The organism is Microbacter margulisiae, from assembly GCF_014192515.1.
Classification (GTDB): Bacteria; Bacteroidota; Bacteroidia; order Bacteroidales; family Paludibacteraceae; genus Microbacter; species Microbacter margulisiae.
The window spans coordinates 1,755,632-1,772,302 of record NZ_JACHYB010000001.1 but is presented as its reverse complement, the minus strand read 5'-3'; the positions used below and the strand labels follow the sequence as shown (position 1 = coordinate 1,772,302).

The window sequence follows — 16,671 nt, the reverse complement described above, 5'->3', positions numbered from 1 at the left end:
AATTTGGTGTTTAGAATTTATATTGAAGCGTGACCCTGGAGTCAAAAGTTGCATAAGTCATATTAGGATAATAAACATAATGGGCGATACGAATAAAACGACGTTGTTCGATCATTAAACTGAGCGAAGGCGATAACTGTAGATTTAATGTAGGAGTAATAATAAACAGGTTGCTATGTCCTTTGTCTCCTTCGGTGTTTAGATAGTTATTTTGTTCTTCTGTCTGGTGCATGTAATCTACGTTTAGTGGATAACCTTTCCATGTATAGAGATTTAGATTGTAGATTTTGATCCCAAAATCCCCTATTTTTTGCATCGCTAAATTAGCATCTAAATTGATACTAAATCCCTGCCCCATATTATATTCACGGTCAGGAAGCTTTAAATGATCTGTGTATGTGGCTCCTAGCAGTACAAGGCTTGTGAAACTTTTTATCACAAACTGCATTCGGTTGTTTTCTGTATTCAGTTTATAAAGCATTCCCGGTCCAAAAGAGACGGTTTCAGCCACCTGATATGGTTTTATCTCTGAGCCGCTGACAGCAATTGGATCGGAATCGTAAAAATTAAAATGTTGATAAATGCCTATAACAGCATCCTGATTTCTGGGCATGTCAACGTGTTTTCCCCAGATTAGTCCCACTGCATTGGCTGTGTTTAATACAGGTTGTGCTCCTCCGACATTTAGTTCTAAATTAAAAGTAAACCAATCGTACGGTTTATAGTTTGACTCATCAAAAGGGTCACCGTAAACTGTTCGAAGCCCAAATGCTAACCCATAACTTCCCTGAAAGAGGTGACTCCGTTCTGATATAAATCTTCCTCCCCAATTCAGGTATAAATGTACCGGTGGTAATGCCGGAATTGTATTTTGTGGGCGATGCCTTACCCTGAATGCCTCTCCTGAGATAATTCGATTAAATTCTACCATTGGCGTAAAGATAAATCCTGCCAATTCACTCAAGACACGTGCTGACCCTGTTTTGCTATCGTCATAAACCGAGTTTGACAACCTGTAAAGTATTTCACCCAACATGGCTCCTCCGAATGTTGTGGCCAAAAAATCATTTGTCGAAGGTGGTTGATTCTCCATAAAGCATTCCCACATTAAACTACCTCCGGCTGAAAAAGGCAGTGATTGCCAAAAGTTCATTCCATTGGCTCGTGCAGAAGTAAATGATAAACTACCGGAATAAGGATGTAAAAACAGATTGGTGGACATGTTGTCATTATCCCACATGAATCCTGTTTTTAAGTTATTATGCATGGTGGAGAGGTTTATCTTGGCAAAATCCTGTCCTGATAAATAATCGGCGTCCCAAACCACCATGTTCAATCCAAAAGTTTCGGCAGCAGCGAGTATTGGTTTTTTCTTGAGTTTCTGTACTGTGCTTTGAATTGAATCTGCATAATCAGGTAGCTGATAATGTATAGTATCAGCTACCTGAGCATACCCGATGTCAAAACAGGCGCATAATAGAAAAATCAATATTCCCCGCATTATTTTAATGATCTATAATTTAATATGTTGGGAAGAATAATTCCAACTTCGGCTATTGGCTTCATTTGAGTTGTCCGGCTACCAAAGAAATATTTTCTTTTTGTATAACCCCCAGATGCGATAATGGATAGCCATTGATTCAGCGCATATTCAACATTAATTCTTCCTTCGCCGGAAATGCCGCTGTCCCCATGAGAAGTTGAAAAAAACAACAAATAACTAATGCCTAAATCTCCACTTAATGTCAGGCGCCTTACGGTGTGATAAACCCCCAGCCGATAAAAAATAAGACCAGATGAAGCAAAATGGATTGGATCATAAGGTGTGCCAAATCCAATAATGGAATAAGTATAGCGATTCATGAACCTTACTCCGGCATTGTAAGTGGATATATTACTCCAAAAAACAATGGGTCGTATTTGGGTTCGGGGTGATACGGATACTAATCCTATTTTCACGGCATTGGTATCAGCAGAATAATTGATGGCTCCGATTTGTACTCCCTGTAACTTTTTCGTGAAATTCAATAATCCGATCTGAGCACCTTTTAATGACGTTGCCACATTGACTAATCCTCCAATTTGTATTCCTTTTGAATCGTGAAGACTGAAATTCACTAATCCCGCTATTTGTATGGATGACTGGATGGATTGTGCTACGTTAATGCCTGCCGTCATTTGTCCTCCATGAAGAGTGCCACCCACCACATTCATAAATCCAGCAATTTGTAGTCCTTCTAAATCAGTGATTTCTATATTTTGAACATTGGATACTTGTAGGCCTTGAAACATTCCTTTGTTGATACTCATTAAGCCACTTGCAGCAACACCTGAAAAATTATTTCGCTGAATATTGTAAATGCCGGTAAATGTAAATCCTCGAGCTATACTGTCAATCCGTGAATAGATACCTGTTATCTGCACTCCGTTCATTACTCCATAGTTAACTGTGTTTAGGAAATTCACTGATAAACCGCTTAATGAACTTGTTTTTGATTCAGGAATCCCCAATGAAAGCACGGCTGGTTGATGGTATGAAACCGGGAGAGTTGCCAGAGGATCCCAGACTGAAAAATTAATGGCCGTTTTATGAGATTGTCCCCAACTAATGAGAGAAAATGACAATAATAAAGCTGAAATAATTTTTCGCATAAAGCCCTCAATACTTAGATTGCAAAGTTACTGATTTTTCCCGTTGTTCTAAGATTTTGTCCGGTGAACTTTTTATAAACATAAGAGAATCAGTTTTTCAACGATATTTTTTTTATCGGTCTGAGTGAAAATTTTTCAATGGAGTAATCCGGGTAATTAGCTATCTTTGCTATTCAAAAACAGATTGCGATGAATTCAATGGTTGCATTGCTCAGAAAAGAATTTGCTAATTTTTTTAGTTCTGCTATAGGCTACCTCGTTGTAGGTATTTTTCTGATTCTTACAGGATTATTTCTTTGGGTTTTCCCGGGCAATTATAATATACTCGATTCCGGTTACGCACAGGCGGATGGATTATTTTCATTGGCACCCTGGTTGTATCTTTTCCTGATTCCCGCCATTACGATGCGTTTATTTGCTGAAGAAAAGCGCACCGGTACATTGGAGTTGCTGTTCACCCGTCCGATTGCCAAATGGAACATTGTGTTATCCAAATATTTGGCTGGTTTACTTTTGGTGTTGGTTTCTCTCCTGCCAACCCTAGTCTATTTTATATCAGTATATTATATAGCAGATCCTATTGGTAATGTGGATGTTGGCGGTTTCTTTGGTTCTTTTATCGGGCTCTTTTTATTGGCTTCTGTTTACGTTGCTATTGGTATTTTTGCCTCTTCTTTGAGCGATAATCAGATTACAGCCTTCATCTTAGCAGTCACCTTGTCGTTTGGGTTTTATTTCGGCTTTGATTTATTAGCATCTTTGACTTTTTCGGGTGCAAAACAAATTGCTATTGCTGCGCTTGGCATTAATGATCATTATACATCTATGAGCCGTGGTGTGATTGACAGTAGGGATGTGGTTTATTTCCTCAGCGTGGTTAGTGTGTTCCTGATGGCTACGCGTTGGAGGATTCGTGCCAAGTAAAAACATTAGTTGTTAGTTATCCGGCACAACGATCGTTAATTCATAAGAAATATCTGTTACTTTACTGCTTTGAAGCTCATGTCCAAGCCCTTGACGGAATGAGTTAGTGCTCCAACTGAAATGTAATCGACACCACATTCGGCATAAGCGCGTAATGTTTCGAAGACAATGCCTCCGGATGATTCGGTTTCATATTTTCCATTAATCATTTCAACAGCTTTTCGGGTTTGTTCAATAGAAAAATTGTCAAACATGACGCGGTCAATGCCACCTGTGGCAAGCACTTCTTCAATTTCTTGAAAATTACGCACTTCTATTTCTATTTTCAAATCTTTTCCGTTCTTTTTCAAATAATTCTGAGCAGCAAGAATTGCTTTTTGAATACCGCCTGCAAAGTCAACATGATTGTCTTTCAACAAAATCATATCATATAAACCGATACGATGATTAACGCCGCCCCCGATGCGTACTGCTTCTTTTTCCAGAAGCCTTATTCCGGGAGTTGTTTTGCGCGTGTCCAGTACCTTGGTCTTCAGACCTTCCAGTTGTTTTGCATAATGACTGGTTGTGGTTGCAATCCCACTCATACGCTGCATAATGTTGAGCATCAGACGTTCTGTTTGGAGCAAAGATAAAACTTTGCCTTCTACTTCAAAGGCAATATCACCATAGTTGACTTCTACTCCGTCATGGAGAAATGTGTTCATTTTTAACTGACTATCAAAAGTGGCGAAAATCTTTTGGGCTACTTCTACTCCGGCCAGAACCCCTTTTTCTTTAATAATCAACCGTGATTTGCCTTTCGCAGTTTCAGGTATACAGGATAACGAAGTGTGATCCCCATCACCGATGTCTTCTTTTAACCATGCTATAATTTGCTGTTCCAGTGTCTGATCCATTGTTTTTTATTCTATTTTAATTTGATAAATGAGAAAGTTTCCGCTTTCGTTTTTAAGAAATAGATTAATGCGGTATGTAGCTGATGGAGAATGCAGATTACCAATAATAAACATCCGGTTGCCCTTCTCTCCTTCATGCAACGCCTCGAATCCAGAAACCTTTTTTTGTCTGATAAATCTGTTTAGTTGTTCATCTAAGTTATCTTTCCTAAAGTTATTACCATCCGGAAGTGTAAGTTCTGCATCATTAGAGAAAAGATCTGATAGCATTCCTATGTTTTGAGTGTTGAATGCGTTTGAAATTTTTTTAGTGAGATTGTCCGTAGTTTGTGCTTGACAAATAGATACAAAAAAGACTGAAACACAAACCAAGATTAAAAATCGATTCATTCGTTTCATTTTCTTTATGTTTTAGTTTTGGCAAAGGTACTCACTTTTATAACCCAAACACAATTTTTTAGGTAGGAATGTTTCCATTTTAAAGTTTTGGGGTTAAAATAAAGTCCCTTGCGTTTGAACTGGTTTATCACCCTCTGATTCACCAATCATATGCAGAAAATTTGTTTCAGTAATCATTTGTATTCCCAGTGATTTTGCTTTAGTAACTTTGGAAGGACCAGGTTGGTCGCCAGTCAGCAGGAAAGTGGTTTTAGCAGATATTCCACTGGCTTCTTTGCCTCCATGTTGTGCAATCAATGACTTGTATTCATCCCGGCTATGGTAAACAAAAACTCCGCTAATGACGATTGTTTTACCATCTAAAATTGTGCTTTTTAGTACTGTTGTCTGTTCTTGTATGGCAAATTGCAGCCCATATTGTTTCAACAGTTCAACCAATTGTTGATTATTAATGTCAGCAAAATAAGAGACAACACTTTGAGCAATCTTTTCGCCTATTTCATCCACCGACGCCAGGTCGATTGTTGTTGTCCTAGCTAATGCATCAATATTTTTGAATGCGTAGGCTAATGCTTTGGCGACCTTTTCCCCCACATAACGAATGCCAAGAGCAAACAGTACACGTTCAAATGGTACGGATTTTGAATTTTCGATGGCTTTCATGATGTTTTGAACCGATTTTTCTCCTAATCGTTCCAATCGAATCAATTGAGCAGGCTGTAACGTATATAAATCGCTAATATTGTTGATTAATTGCTTTTGAAACAATAAATCCACGGTTTCTGCTCCGATGCCGTCGATATTCATTGCCTTGCGGCTGATAAAATGTTCTATTTTCCCTTTAAGCTGAGGAGCACATGATGTTTCGTTAGGACAATAATATCCGGCTTCTCCTTCCACTCTTACCAGATGGGTGCCGCAGGAGGGACACAGTTGAATAAATTCTATTTCTTTACTTTGATTGTTCTGGTAGGTTACGCTGACAATTTTGGGGATGATTTCTCCTCCTTTTTCAATCAACACCTGATCCCCAACATGTAAATGGAACGAAGTCATCACGTCAGCATTGTGCAATGTTGCTCTTTTTACGGTTGTGCCGGCAAGGAGCACGGGCTCAAGGTTTGCCACGGGAGTTACAACTCCGGTTCTTCCAACCTGAAATTCAATGTTCTGTAATGTTGTAACCGCTTGTTCTGCCTGATATTTAAATGCTACAGCCCACCGTGGATTTTTAGCCGTTGTCCCTAGTAGTTGTTGTTGGCGTAAAGAATTTATTTTTAATACAATACCGTCAGTGGCAAATGGCAATTTGTTTCTTTCTTTTTCCCAGTAATGAATAAAATCAAACACTTCATGCAATGATTTGCATTTCCGGATTGCATCCGATACTTTAAAGCCCCATGATTTTGCTTTCTGCATATTGTCATAATGCTCGTCGGAAGGTAAGTTTTCTCCCAGCATATAATAGAAATATCCGTCTAACAGGCGCTTGGCTACTTCTTTGGGATTCTGTAGTTTTAATGTTCCGGAGGCTGCATTACGTGGATTGGCAAACAGCGGCTCTTCCTGCATTTCGCGTTCCTGATTGATAGTGTCGAACACTTTCCAGGGCAATAAAACTTCCCCACGTATCTCGAAATTTTCTGGATAGTCAGATCCAATCAATTGCAGGGGAATTGACCGGATAGTTTTTATGTTCGTTGTTACATCGTCGCCTGTAACTCCATCTCCACGCGTCGTTGCTCTGATTAATTTACCATCTTCGTAAAGAAGGGAAATTGATACGCCATCAAACTTCAATTCACATACAATTTCGAAGGATTCATTCAAAAGACGAGATGCCCGATCAAAGAAGTCGCTAAGTTCACTTTCGGAATACGTGTTGCCTAAAGAAAGCATCGGATATCGATGGGCAACTTTGACAAATTCTTTGGTTAGATCGCTTCCTACACGATGTGTTGGCGAATTCGGATCATCATATTCGGGATGGGCAAGTTCCAACGCTTCTAATGCTTTCATCTTTTGGTCAAACTCCATATCGCTAATGATGGGGTTTGAAAGCACATAATAGCGATAATTGTGTTCGTGCAGTTCTGTACGAAGCGTTTCGATTTCTTCTTGAACGGACATGGTAATGTCAGAATAATAGATGGAGAGATGCGTTTGTTGCTGAAACGATGGATTAATTTGTTTTGTATTCGTATTGTATCTTTCTGAGCTCTTCGTTCGCTTGTACAATTTTCTTTTTCAGGCTCTCTTTATATGTGGATAGTCTCGTCTTTAAAATCTCATCACTTTGAGCCAAGATTTGAACTGCCAGCAGTGCTGCATTCATGGATGCATTGATACCGACCGTGGCAACGGGGATTCCCGGAGGCATTTGTACAATAGCTAATAACGCATCCATTCCGTCCAGTGATGCATTGATAGGCACTCCGATAACAGGTAGCGTGGTCATTGATGCAATTACGCCAGGAAGATGTGCTGCCATACCTGCAGCTGCAATAATAACTTTGATACCTCGGGCACCCGCCTGAGTGGCAAATTGCTCTACTTCCTTCGGCGTGCGATGTGCTGATAATGCATTCATTTCGAATGGAACTTTAAATTCCTCAAAGATCGACGCCGCTTTTTCCATAATGGGCAAATCTGATGTGCTACCCATGATAATGCTTACTATAGGTTCCATGCCTTTTTGTATTGTGTTGTTAATGAATAAAATATCCTGATTTTTGAATCTGCAATTTGATTCCTACGAATGTACGTCATTTTTTCAGGAAACACAAAAACCGTGAAGCCATTAAGCCACACGGTTTTTTTATTTGTTGTTATTTTTTTGTCAATAAGATACTTGCAGGGGGTTTTTGAGTTCCAGGGTAAATTGTTTGATATAATCAAACCATGCCTGGTTGGAAGGAAATCCCCATCGGCTCCAACCGGCTCCGAAATAGTACGTGAATTGTTGTTGTGGCTGATAAGATTCAATAGCCAGTAAATGATCATCTTGCACTTTTACGGCAGTGATTTGTTCTGGAACCACTACTCCAATATAATCTTGTCCTTCAGGAACGCCGGCATCAGAAGTAGCTGTTTCTGCATAGGCTATATAGCCTGCATTTTGATCTGATTTTATAACTCCTTTGTTCCCATGCAGGGTTATTCCCGTAGCAACCTGAAAGTTGGGAGGCAATGTGCCTTCATATGTAACAATACCTTTGTTTAGCTGCGAACCAGCATCCAGGGAGATGGTGATTGTTTCCTTTAAGTAGGCGTTTCCTACATAAACGGAATCATATGTAAGGGTGAAAACAGTACGTAAAGGCCCATTCTCAAGGACTTTCCAGGTAGAATAATGATTTTGTACCCACAGTTTTGTATTTGTGTAAGGGGCAATCCCTCCTGCTCCCAAAGTATGTGCTACTTTATAACAATCTAATCCTTGTCCATGATCAACATGATATGAAATCCCTTTTGGATCATCTCGATACCGTTTATTGATCACCAGTGAGTCAGTGCTTTTTACCCATACATCCACGCCGTTGCTTGGATTTTCATCAGCTAATGCCGGTCCGTACATGCGGTAAGCAATGCGATCATTCTCCCATGCAAAATCATCTTTTCGTTCCGGGACGTAACGCCCATAGGTTTTAGGTACAAATGATTCCGGTTTACCAATGTGAATGGAATATTGTGTGGTTCCATTCGCCTTGACGGTTGCCGGGAAAATAACATTAATACTGTCCGATTCAACCTGATAGGGAATTTGTTTCCCATTCTGATCCAAAATGATAAATTGTTCATTGCCTTTTAGATTTAAGGTTTGAACAATGTTTTGCAGCGGAACAGACACCAGTTCATTACTCCGATCAATATTGATTGGGTTTTTTACTGTGACTTTCATTGTTTTGCTACAAGATGCAAGCAGCAGCATTGCGCTAAGTAAGAAAGCTAACTTTCTCATAATTGATTGAATTTAGATTGTGTTAATTTGGTTGTTTGCCGATATAAGCTAAGATACCTCCATCTACGTAAAGAACGTGTCCGTTTACAAAATCAGATGCACTGGATGCAAGAAAGACCGCTGGCCCCTGTAAATCTTCTACTGTTCCCCATCGACCAGCCGGAGTACGCCCGATAATGAAACTATTGAACGGATGTCCTTCTTCGCGAAGAGGTGCGGTTTGTGGTGTTTCGATGTATCCCGGTCCAATTCCATTGACCTGAATATTATACATTCCCCATTCGCAGGCCAGATTGCGTGTCAACATTTTTAACCCTCCTTTGGCTGCAGCATAGGCTGAAACAGTTTCACGTCCCAACTCGCTCATCATAGAACAGATATTGATAATTTTACCACTTCCTTTTTTGATCATTCCCGGAGCGACAGCTTTTGACATGATGAAAGGTCCATTCAGGTCAATGTCAATGACCTGACGAAATTCTTTTGCAGTCATTTCAATAGCAGGTATCCGTTTTATAATTCCGGCATTGTTGACCAATATATCAATTATTCCGACTTCCTTTTCAATTCTTGTAATGTATTCATTGACCTGATCTTCGTTAGTAACATCAAAAACATAGCCATGTGCATTGACACCGCTATTTTTATATTCTTCTACCCCTTTAGTTACTAAGTCGGCATTGATGTCATTAAAAACGATGGTAGCACCAGCAGCAGCCATTGCTTTTGCCAATGCCATTCCGATACCATATGAGGCCCCCGTGATCAGGGCAATTTTACCTTCTAAGGAGAATTTATTCAACATGATGTTTTTGTTATTATGGTTAAATACTTGTTTTGCCGAAAATTTCATCGAAGATCAGTTGTCTTGCAAAAGTCTTGATCCCCGTAATCCAGGTTTTCGCCGCCCATTCCCCAAATAAAAGTATAATTTGATGTTGCCGTTCCTGAATGAACCGACCACGAGGGCGAAATTACTGCTTCTTCGTTTTGCATCCAAATATGGCGAGTTTCTGTTGGTTCACCCATGAAATGGCATACGGCATTATTTTCGGGTACTTCAAAATAGAAATAGGCTTCCATGCGTCGCGAATGGATGTGTGCCGGCATTGTATTCCATACACTACCGGTTTTTAACTCCGTCATTCCCATCTGTAACTGACAGGTTGGTAATACCTGATTTACAATTAATTTGTTAATCACTCTGTGATTTGCTTCTTCCATTGAGCCCATTTCCACTACAACCGCATCTGATTTTGTAATTTTTTTATCCGGATAATTTGTATGTGCAGGAGCGGAATTAAAGTAAAATTTTGCAGGTTGGGTAGAATTTATACTTTCAAAAACGACATTTCTGTCTCCCATGCCAATATATAATGCTTCTTTGTAATCCATGTCATATGCTATTCCTTCGACTATAATCCGGCCCTTGCCTCCCACGTTGATAACTCCAAGCTCCCGCCGTGAAAGAAAGAAAGGCATTTTCAGCGGGTCAATTGCTTCCAGTGATAATTTTTCATCCACTGGCATTGCGCCTCCCACAATCAGCCGGTCATATAGCGTATAGACCATTGTTACTTCATTGCCTACAAAGATAGGGCTAATTAGGTGTTCTTTTCTTAATCTTTGGGTGTCATAATGTTTGACATCTTCAGGATGTGCAGCTTGGCGAACTTCATAAGTTGTTTTCATTGCTAAAATAAATTGAGGGTTCTATCCCATCCTGGAAGTAGTTTGCCTTTGGACGAATGTAAAATAGAACTCAAGAGTTTGAAATTTAGTGCTGTAGATGTTTTTTGTTTTGAGGTGTAACCATACTGATGATAATTGGTTATCCAATGCAAAGATAGACTGAATCTTTTGAAAATCTTCATGTGAAAGAGATTCTTTTAAATATAGTTTAAATAACTCTCTCATTTTTATGCTTTGCTATATGCTTTTTCAGCTTGCATTGCTCTAAGTTGTGCTTATTAACTTACGATTTACGATTTTATAGGTAATTGCATGAGATGTATCTAGTTTATATTTGAATTTTTGCATATTTAATATAAATAATATTTTTTCATGAATAAGAATTGCACGAAATAAGTATATTTGTGCAACGTTTATAATCTTATTACTTATGGCCTCATTAGCTTCAATTACAGGACAAAAAACGCGAGAAATGCTTGTGGATGTAGCACGTATGTTATTCGCGAAATGGGGGAAAGATAATACTACGATGAATGATATTGCCAATGCTTCCAGCAAAGGACGTCGTACGCTTTATTCTTATTTTCAGAGTAAAGATGAGATTTACTCTGCTGTCATTGAACATGAATTAAGCTTATTAGACGAAAAATTACAGGAAGTTGTATTGCGCGATTTACCTGCCGATCAAAAGCTAGCAGAATACATTTTTACCCGTTTGGATGCTGTTAAAGAGTCAATTACACGAAATGGGTCGCTTAAAGCAGATTTTTTCCGTAATATTCAGGAAGTAGAACGCGTACGGCGTCGTTTTGACGTAAAGGACATACAATTGTTGCAACAGATTTTTGAAGAAGGAAAGCAAACGGGGTATTTCAACTTACACAATACTGAATTATCGGCTCAAATCTTTCACTATGCTTTAAGAGGGATTGAAGCTCCATATGTCAGCGATAAGATGAGCGAACGCATGAAGTATAATAAACGGTTTATTATCAATGCCTTCATGCGCGGCATATTGGTAAAGAAAGATCATCAACATCCTTCTTTGGCAACGGTATAATAATTTTCTTTATTGCCTCATAACGGGTTGCCGTTGCCTGACAGCTTCATAAAGTAAAATGCCTGCTGCTACAGATACATTTAGCGATCCGATATTACCAAGAATAGGAATAGCTACCGTCTCATCACACATCTTGGCTATTTCCGCCGAAATACCGGTATCTTCAGCTCCCATTACAAAAACAACCGGATCATTATAATCAACTTGATTGTAAGATTTGTGAGCTTTTTCAGTAGCTCCTATAATTCTCAGACCTGAATTTTTTAGATATTGGATGATGTCTGTCAATTGATTTTCCCTACAGATAGGAAGGTGATGCAATGCGCCAGCAGATGTTTTGACAGCGTCTCCATTTGCAGCTGCACTCCCTCTTGTAGGAACAACGATTGCATGCACTCCGGCACATTCACATGTACGAACTATTGCACCAAAATTTCGAACATCTGTAATGCCATCCAAAACTACGATAAATGGATTTTTCCCTTGTTCATAAAGTGTAGGGATGATATCGTTAATATGTTGGTATTCAATTGAAGCAGTGAAAGCAATCACCCCTTGATGGTTTTTTTGAGTTAAATGATTGAGTTTTTCAATCGGAACCCGCTGAATTGGAATGTTTTTTCCTGACAAAGCAGTAAAAAGCTCATTAGCAAGCTCTCCCTGCAGCTCTTTTCTGATCAGAATTTTGTCTATATCCTTGCCTGCTTCGATAGCTTCGAGTACAGCACGAATTCCAAAAATCATATCTTTTTGAGAGGGTTGTGGAGGATAAAAACGCGTATCTCCTTTTTTTTGATGGATTAACGGATTGTGTTTCCTTTGTAAAGGATTTTGATTCATATTGGCTTCTTTTTTATTCATATTTGTATATTTAGCCCGTCATAGGCTAACTGAGTATTAGGAAAAATAGACTTTGCTTCTTGCAAAAGGTCTTCAATCTGAGCATAACGAGCAGAGTAATGTCCGATAATCAATTGTCTTACATGTGCATCACGTGCAATTTCAGCAGCCTGAAAAGCGGATGAATGTCCCGTAGTTTTAGCTCGTAAAATATCAGCATGCAAAAAAGTAGCTTCATGATAAAGCACATCCGCTCCTTCAATCCATGGAGTAATACGTTTGCTGTACGCTGTATCAGAACAATATGCATATTTTTTAGGTGGAAGGGATGTTCGCGTTAGCTGTGTGTTCGGGATCACAATTCCATCTTCTGTTATAAAATCTGCTCCATGTTGTATATGGGGAATTTCTCTAAGTGGAATGTGATATAAGTCGATCATTTCCCGTATAATATGGTTTGGTTTTTCTTTTTCCTCAAACAAAAAACCCGACGTTGGAACTCGGTGTTTCAATGGAATTGAAGTGACCCGCAATGATCGATCTTCATAAATTAAAGCATGTTTTCTCGGATCAAATGATTCAAAAACAACCTTATAATTCATGTCGGTACAGTAATAATCTATTTGCGGTTGAAGTAGTTTTTCCAAATCAGGATGCGCATGGATCACCAAATCTGCTGTTCTTCCTGTCATCCCAAGCGAAGAAATGAGCCCAATCAATCCAAATACGTGATCACCATGTAAATGCGAAATAAAGATATGATTTAGCCGGGTAGCTTTAAGCTTTAATTGCCTCATTCTGATTTGCGCTCCTTCGCCGCAATCAATCATGAACATTTTTTCTCTAAAATGAACGATTTGAGAGGTTTGAAATCGATCAATTACGGGTAGTGCAGAATTGCAGCCCAGAATGGTCACGTTCATTGATTCCATATGGCAAGATCAAAATCACATTCCGATTACACTGTATAATGAACAAAACTGTTCAGACAGAATGTTTATTGTTTCTTGGTGTATTCAAAAACACCTTTATCACTTCGTATGGTTACATGCGCATGATCAGAGGCTTTTACTCGACCAATAATTTGTGCATCTACATTATATTTTTCAGAAATAATGATAATTTCTTCTGCCCACTCAGGAGAAACATATAGTTCCATCCGATGCCCCATATTGAAAACCTGAAACATCTCTTTCCATTCGCTTTTCGATTCAGACTGAATCATTTCAAATAAAGGTGGCAACGGAAACAGATGGTCTTTGATAACATGCAGATTATCGATAAAGTGGAGCACCTTAGTTTGCCCTCCTCCCGAACAATGAATCATCCCATGGATATGAGAACGGTATTTTTTCAAAATATCACGAATGATAGGAGCATAAGTTCTTGTTGGCGAAAGCACCAATTTTCCGGCATCAAGTCCTAGATCAGCAATACTGTCGGTTAATTTTTTTGAGCCGGTATAGGCTAATCCTGTAGGAATAGTATTATCGTAACTTTCCGGATATTTTTCAGCAAGATAATAGGCAAATAAATCATGGCGTGCGGAGGTCAGTCCATTACTTCCCATGCCACTGTTATAGCCATCCTCATAAGATGCTTTCCCACTGGATGATAAACCGACCACTACATCTCCGTCCTGAATGCGATGATTTGACACAACTTCATCCCGCCGCATACGTGCTACAACCGTACTATCAACAATAATTGTACGTACTAAGTCGCCTACATCGGCTGTTTCTCCTCCTGTCAGATATGCATTGATTCCAAGCTTTCTCAAAGATTCCAGATAAGATTCAGTCCCGTTAATAATTTCTCCGATAACTTCCCCCGGGATCAATTGCTTATTGCGGCCAATAGTTGACGACACCAAAATATTATCTGTAGCACCAACACACAACAAGTCGTCAATGTTCATTATCAATGCATCCTGAGCAATACCCTTCCAAACTGAGATATCTCCTGTCTCACGCCAATAAAGATATGCCAGTGAGGACTTTGTGCCTGCACCATCTGCATGCATAATATTACAGTAGTTTGAATCACCACCCAAGATATCGGGAATGATTTTGCAAAATGCCTTAGGGAAAATACCTTTATCCAAATGCCTGATGGCTTTGTGTACTTCTTCTTTGGTTGCCGAAGCACCACGTAAATTGTATTTATCGCTCATATTATGAGTTGTTAAGAGAATAAACAAACCTGAGTTCAAAGATACTCTTTTTCTGGTCATTAAACGAGCATAGATATCTTTTTAATACAAACTCCTGTAATATAGATTATTCACTCCTAATACATAAACAGGATGAACATCTTACCAAGCAGCTATTTAGCTTTAATGTTAATGAGTATTGGTCCGCATATCATTTTTGGGCAATCAAGAGGAAAATAGGGAATTCTTTGACAGATCCATTGTCCAGTAATCTTTTTACTGTAAAACACCATTCGTGCTGACAGTTTTTAAATTGGGCTTGTTGTACTTGCTGGCAAAGCTGTTCTGTATCAATCCCATTGTGAAAAGCAGGGATGCCACCTGCGTGAAAAGATCCATCTTCAGGATACAAATCGGCAATAACAATGTAGCCTTTAGAATGAAGCATGCCATAAAAACGCTGTAACACTAATGGTATATCTTTCACATGATGCATAGCCATTTGTGTAAAAATCAGATCAACAGATTCACCATTGTAAGGTGATGCCTCCAAATCACATAATAGTGTTGCAAAATTTTGCACCCCTGTTTCTTCTATTTTTTCGTTGATTACCTGCAACATCTCAGGTGTATTATCCATAAGGATTATCTTTTTCAAATTATCCTTTAACAAAAAACTCAAGATTCCGGTACCAGCGCCAAATTCAAGTGCGACCATATCTGGATGCAAAGCAATATGTTGCTTTAATAAATTTGCAATAGCCTGAGAACGTTCCCAATGGACAGGTCGGTTATCCCATGTAGATGCTGCCTGATTAAATGTATTCATATATATCGATTGTTATTGTTATTATGCAAATATATGGTTTGCGGATTTCAAAGTCAAATCTACCGCTGTCATTTAATTCCTTTTTACTGAACCATGCTTTCATGAGATTGCAAAAAAGCAACTATGAACACAGTCTTCGTCTCTCAGAATTTATGCTAAAGGAAACACTATAATTCTGAGATTATGGGAGAGATTTTACACATCTCAAACAGCACAAAGCAGAATTTTCTATATTCTCGAAATTACACAAATAACGGTCAAAAAATAAGAAAAGCCCGGATTATTTTACTTTCTTTTTACCGGAAGATTTGGCTTGCATACGACCACAGTCATATGATAGCAACTTTGATGTATCTCCCGTTTAATTAGAAAACGGCATTGAGCACGCATAGCCTGAAGAGTTTGAGTAAAAATGCCACGCACTTTAGCTGAAAAAATTGGATTATCACCATCAAAGAACTGTTTGTAGGTGATGTCAAAGGTAGTACCATAACAATGAGCTGATTCATTGGTTGCATTACGATTATACCGTTTAAGCTGGTCCTGGCTTTCGTCGGTACGAAGCATAGATGTAATCATAAACCGATATGCCTTAAGATGTTTTTCCTTCAATCGTTTTTGAAATTCCATACCAATGTCTCTTAAAAGATTCACGGCTTCGGGGACTAAATAGGGATGTGAATGGTGCAAAACATCAACTTTGAAATAACGGCAATCCTGAACATAAATCAGTATATTATTTGAAGTTAAAGAGTCGATAGCAGACTGAAAAGCACTGTCGGTTTCAAACGGATGTTTTAATCCTCCAATTTTTGCATGTTCCAACTGAACGTCATTCAGATCATCTAACCTATCTGTCGAGTCAATCGGTATGGCTGCATCTTTACAAAAATCACATTTGCACGTATGTACCCGAAACATGGAGGGCTTAAACAATGGCCGGAGAAAATGAACAGAAACGATAACAACAATCAGAGAGATGGCAAATAAAAAAAGAAGGCGTAAGTGTGTGATGCGTTTTGTCATATTTTGTTCATTCTATATTTGCAAAAGTAATGCTCTTTTTTTGGATGAAAAAGGCTTTCTGCCATTTTAGCATGGATTATAAGCGTGGCACGCGGTTTGATAAAAGCTAAGTAGTTGTTGTATAAGCTATGCAATACGGACAATGAAACCTGAGATCTTATTTAAGTGTTAAATAGACATAACTAAAGGTTGAACGAAAAACTATCATGTATTTTTGTATTGAATTAAGAAAGGAAC

Annotated in this window: 16 protein-coding genes; 2 read left to right on the top strand and 14 right to left on the bottom strand. The window is 38.7% G+C overall.

Annotated features, from left to right (window positions below):
• Positions 1-10: 10 nt before the first annotated feature.
• Together FHX64_RS07240 and FHX64_RS07235 are read right to left on the bottom strand one after the other, a co-directional pair.
• Positions 11-1,501 carry a DUF3943 domain-containing protein gene (locus tag FHX64_RS07240; RefSeq protein WP_183413104.1) on the bottom strand — a complete coding sequence of 497 codons (1,491 nt, stop codon included), beginning with the start codon at positions 1,499-1,501 and terminating at the stop codon, positions 11-13.
• The gene (locus FHX64_RS07235; protein ID WP_183413103.1) at positions 1,501-2,652 is read right to left on the bottom strand and encodes an LA_2272 family surface repeat-containing protein; all 1,152 of its coding nucleotides are present in this window, start codon (positions 2,650-2,652) and stop codon (positions 1,501-1,503) included. Before FHX64_RS07235 ends, FHX64_RS07240 begins: the two co-directional genes overlap by 1 nt.
• 189 nt (positions 2,653-2,841) lie before the next feature.
• On the opposite strand from FHX64_RS07235, the gene gldF reads away from it, so the two are divergent.
• Positions 2,842-3,576, top strand: a complete 735-nt coding sequence (gldF, locus tag FHX64_RS07230; RefSeq protein WP_246392338.1) for a gliding motility-associated ABC transporter permease subunit GldF — start codon at positions 2,842-2,844, stop codon at positions 3,574-3,576.
• 56 nt (positions 3,577-3,632) lie between these two features.
• On the opposite strand, the gene nadC is transcribed toward gldF, so the two are convergent.
• The 7 genes from nadC to kduI form a co-directional block, all read right to left on the bottom strand.
• A complete protein-coding gene (gene nadC / locus FHX64_RS07225) occupies positions 3,633-4,475 on the bottom strand; it encodes a carboxylating nicotinate-nucleotide diphosphorylase (protein WP_183413102.1) in 843 nt (280 codons plus the stop codon).
• A 6-nt stretch (positions 4,476-4,481) separates the two neighbouring features.
• Positions 4,482-4,874: a DUF4783 domain-containing protein gene (locus FHX64_RS07220; RefSeq protein ID WP_183413101.1), complete on the bottom strand. Its 393-nt coding sequence runs from the start codon at positions 4,872-4,874 to the stop codon at positions 4,482-4,484.
• Between the two features lie 93 nt (positions 4,875-4,967).
• On the bottom strand, positions 4,968-7,004 hold the full coding sequence (gene ligA / locus FHX64_RS07215; RefSeq protein ID WP_183413100.1) for an NAD-dependent DNA ligase LigA: 2,037 nt from the start codon (positions 7,002-7,004) through the stop codon (positions 4,968-4,970).
• Positions 7,005-7,056: 52 nt separating this feature from the next.
• Positions 7,057-7,563, bottom strand: a complete 507-nt coding sequence (gene purE, locus FHX64_RS07210; RefSeq protein WP_183413099.1) for a 5-(carboxyamino)imidazole ribonucleotide mutase — start codon at positions 7,561-7,563, stop codon at positions 7,057-7,059.
• Positions 7,564-7,713: 150 nt separating this feature from the next.
• On the bottom strand, positions 7,714-8,835 hold the full coding sequence (locus FHX64_RS07205) for a DUF4861 domain-containing protein (RefSeq protein ID WP_183413098.1): 1,122 nt from the start codon (positions 8,833-8,835) through the stop codon (positions 7,714-7,716).
• Between the two features lie 22 nt (positions 8,836-8,857).
• Positions 8,858-9,637 (bottom strand): gluconate 5-dehydrogenase, encoded by a 780-nt coding sequence (locus tag FHX64_RS07200; protein ID WP_425487966.1) that lies wholly within the window; start codon positions 9,635-9,637, stop codon positions 8,858-8,860.
• 47 nt (positions 9,638-9,684) lie between these two features.
• Positions 9,685-10,527 (bottom strand): 5-dehydro-4-deoxy-D-glucuronate isomerase, encoded by an 843-nt coding sequence (gene kduI, locus FHX64_RS07195; RefSeq protein ID WP_183413096.1) that lies wholly within the window; start codon positions 10,525-10,527, stop codon positions 9,685-9,687.
• Between the two features lie 448 nt (positions 10,528-10,975).
• On the opposite strand from kduI, the gene FHX64_RS07190 reads away from it, so the two are divergent.
• Positions 10,976-11,587, top strand: a complete 612-nt coding sequence (locus tag FHX64_RS07190) for a TetR/AcrR family transcriptional regulator (protein WP_425487965.1) — start codon at positions 10,976-10,978, stop codon at positions 11,585-11,587.
• Positions 11,588-11,596: 9 nt separating this feature from the next.
• On the opposite strand, the gene rlmB is transcribed toward FHX64_RS07190, so the two are convergent.
• The 5 genes from rlmB to FHX64_RS07165 all read right to left on the bottom strand — a co-directional run bounded on the left by rlmB (position 11,597) and on the right by FHX64_RS07165 (position 16,434).
• Complete coding sequence (gene rlmB, locus FHX64_RS07185) at positions 11,597-12,331, bottom strand: 23S rRNA (guanosine(2251)-2'-O)-methyltransferase RlmB (RefSeq protein WP_246392421.1); 735 nt, start codon at positions 12,329-12,331, stop codon at positions 11,597-11,599.
• Positions 12,332-12,444: 113 nt separating this feature from the next.
• Positions 12,445-13,359: a ribonuclease Z gene (locus FHX64_RS07180; RefSeq protein WP_183413095.1), complete on the bottom strand. Its 915-nt coding sequence runs from the start codon at positions 13,357-13,359 to the stop codon at positions 12,445-12,447.
• Positions 13,360-13,424: 65 nt separating this feature from the next.
• Complete coding sequence (locus tag FHX64_RS07175) at positions 13,425-14,600, bottom strand: AIR synthase related protein (RefSeq protein ID WP_183413094.1); 1,176 nt, start codon at positions 14,598-14,600, stop codon at positions 13,425-13,427.
• Between the two features lie 190 nt (positions 14,601-14,790).
• Positions 14,791-15,408, bottom strand: coding sequence for a class I SAM-dependent methyltransferase (locus FHX64_RS07170; protein WP_183413093.1), 618 nt, complete (start codon positions 15,406-15,408; stop codon positions 14,791-14,793).
• Between the two features lie 285 nt (positions 15,409-15,693).
• Positions 15,694-16,434: a DUF5715 family protein gene (locus FHX64_RS07165; protein WP_183413092.1), complete on the bottom strand. Its 741-nt coding sequence runs from the start codon at positions 16,432-16,434 to the stop codon at positions 15,694-15,696.
• Positions 16,435-16,671 lie beyond the last annotated feature (237 nt).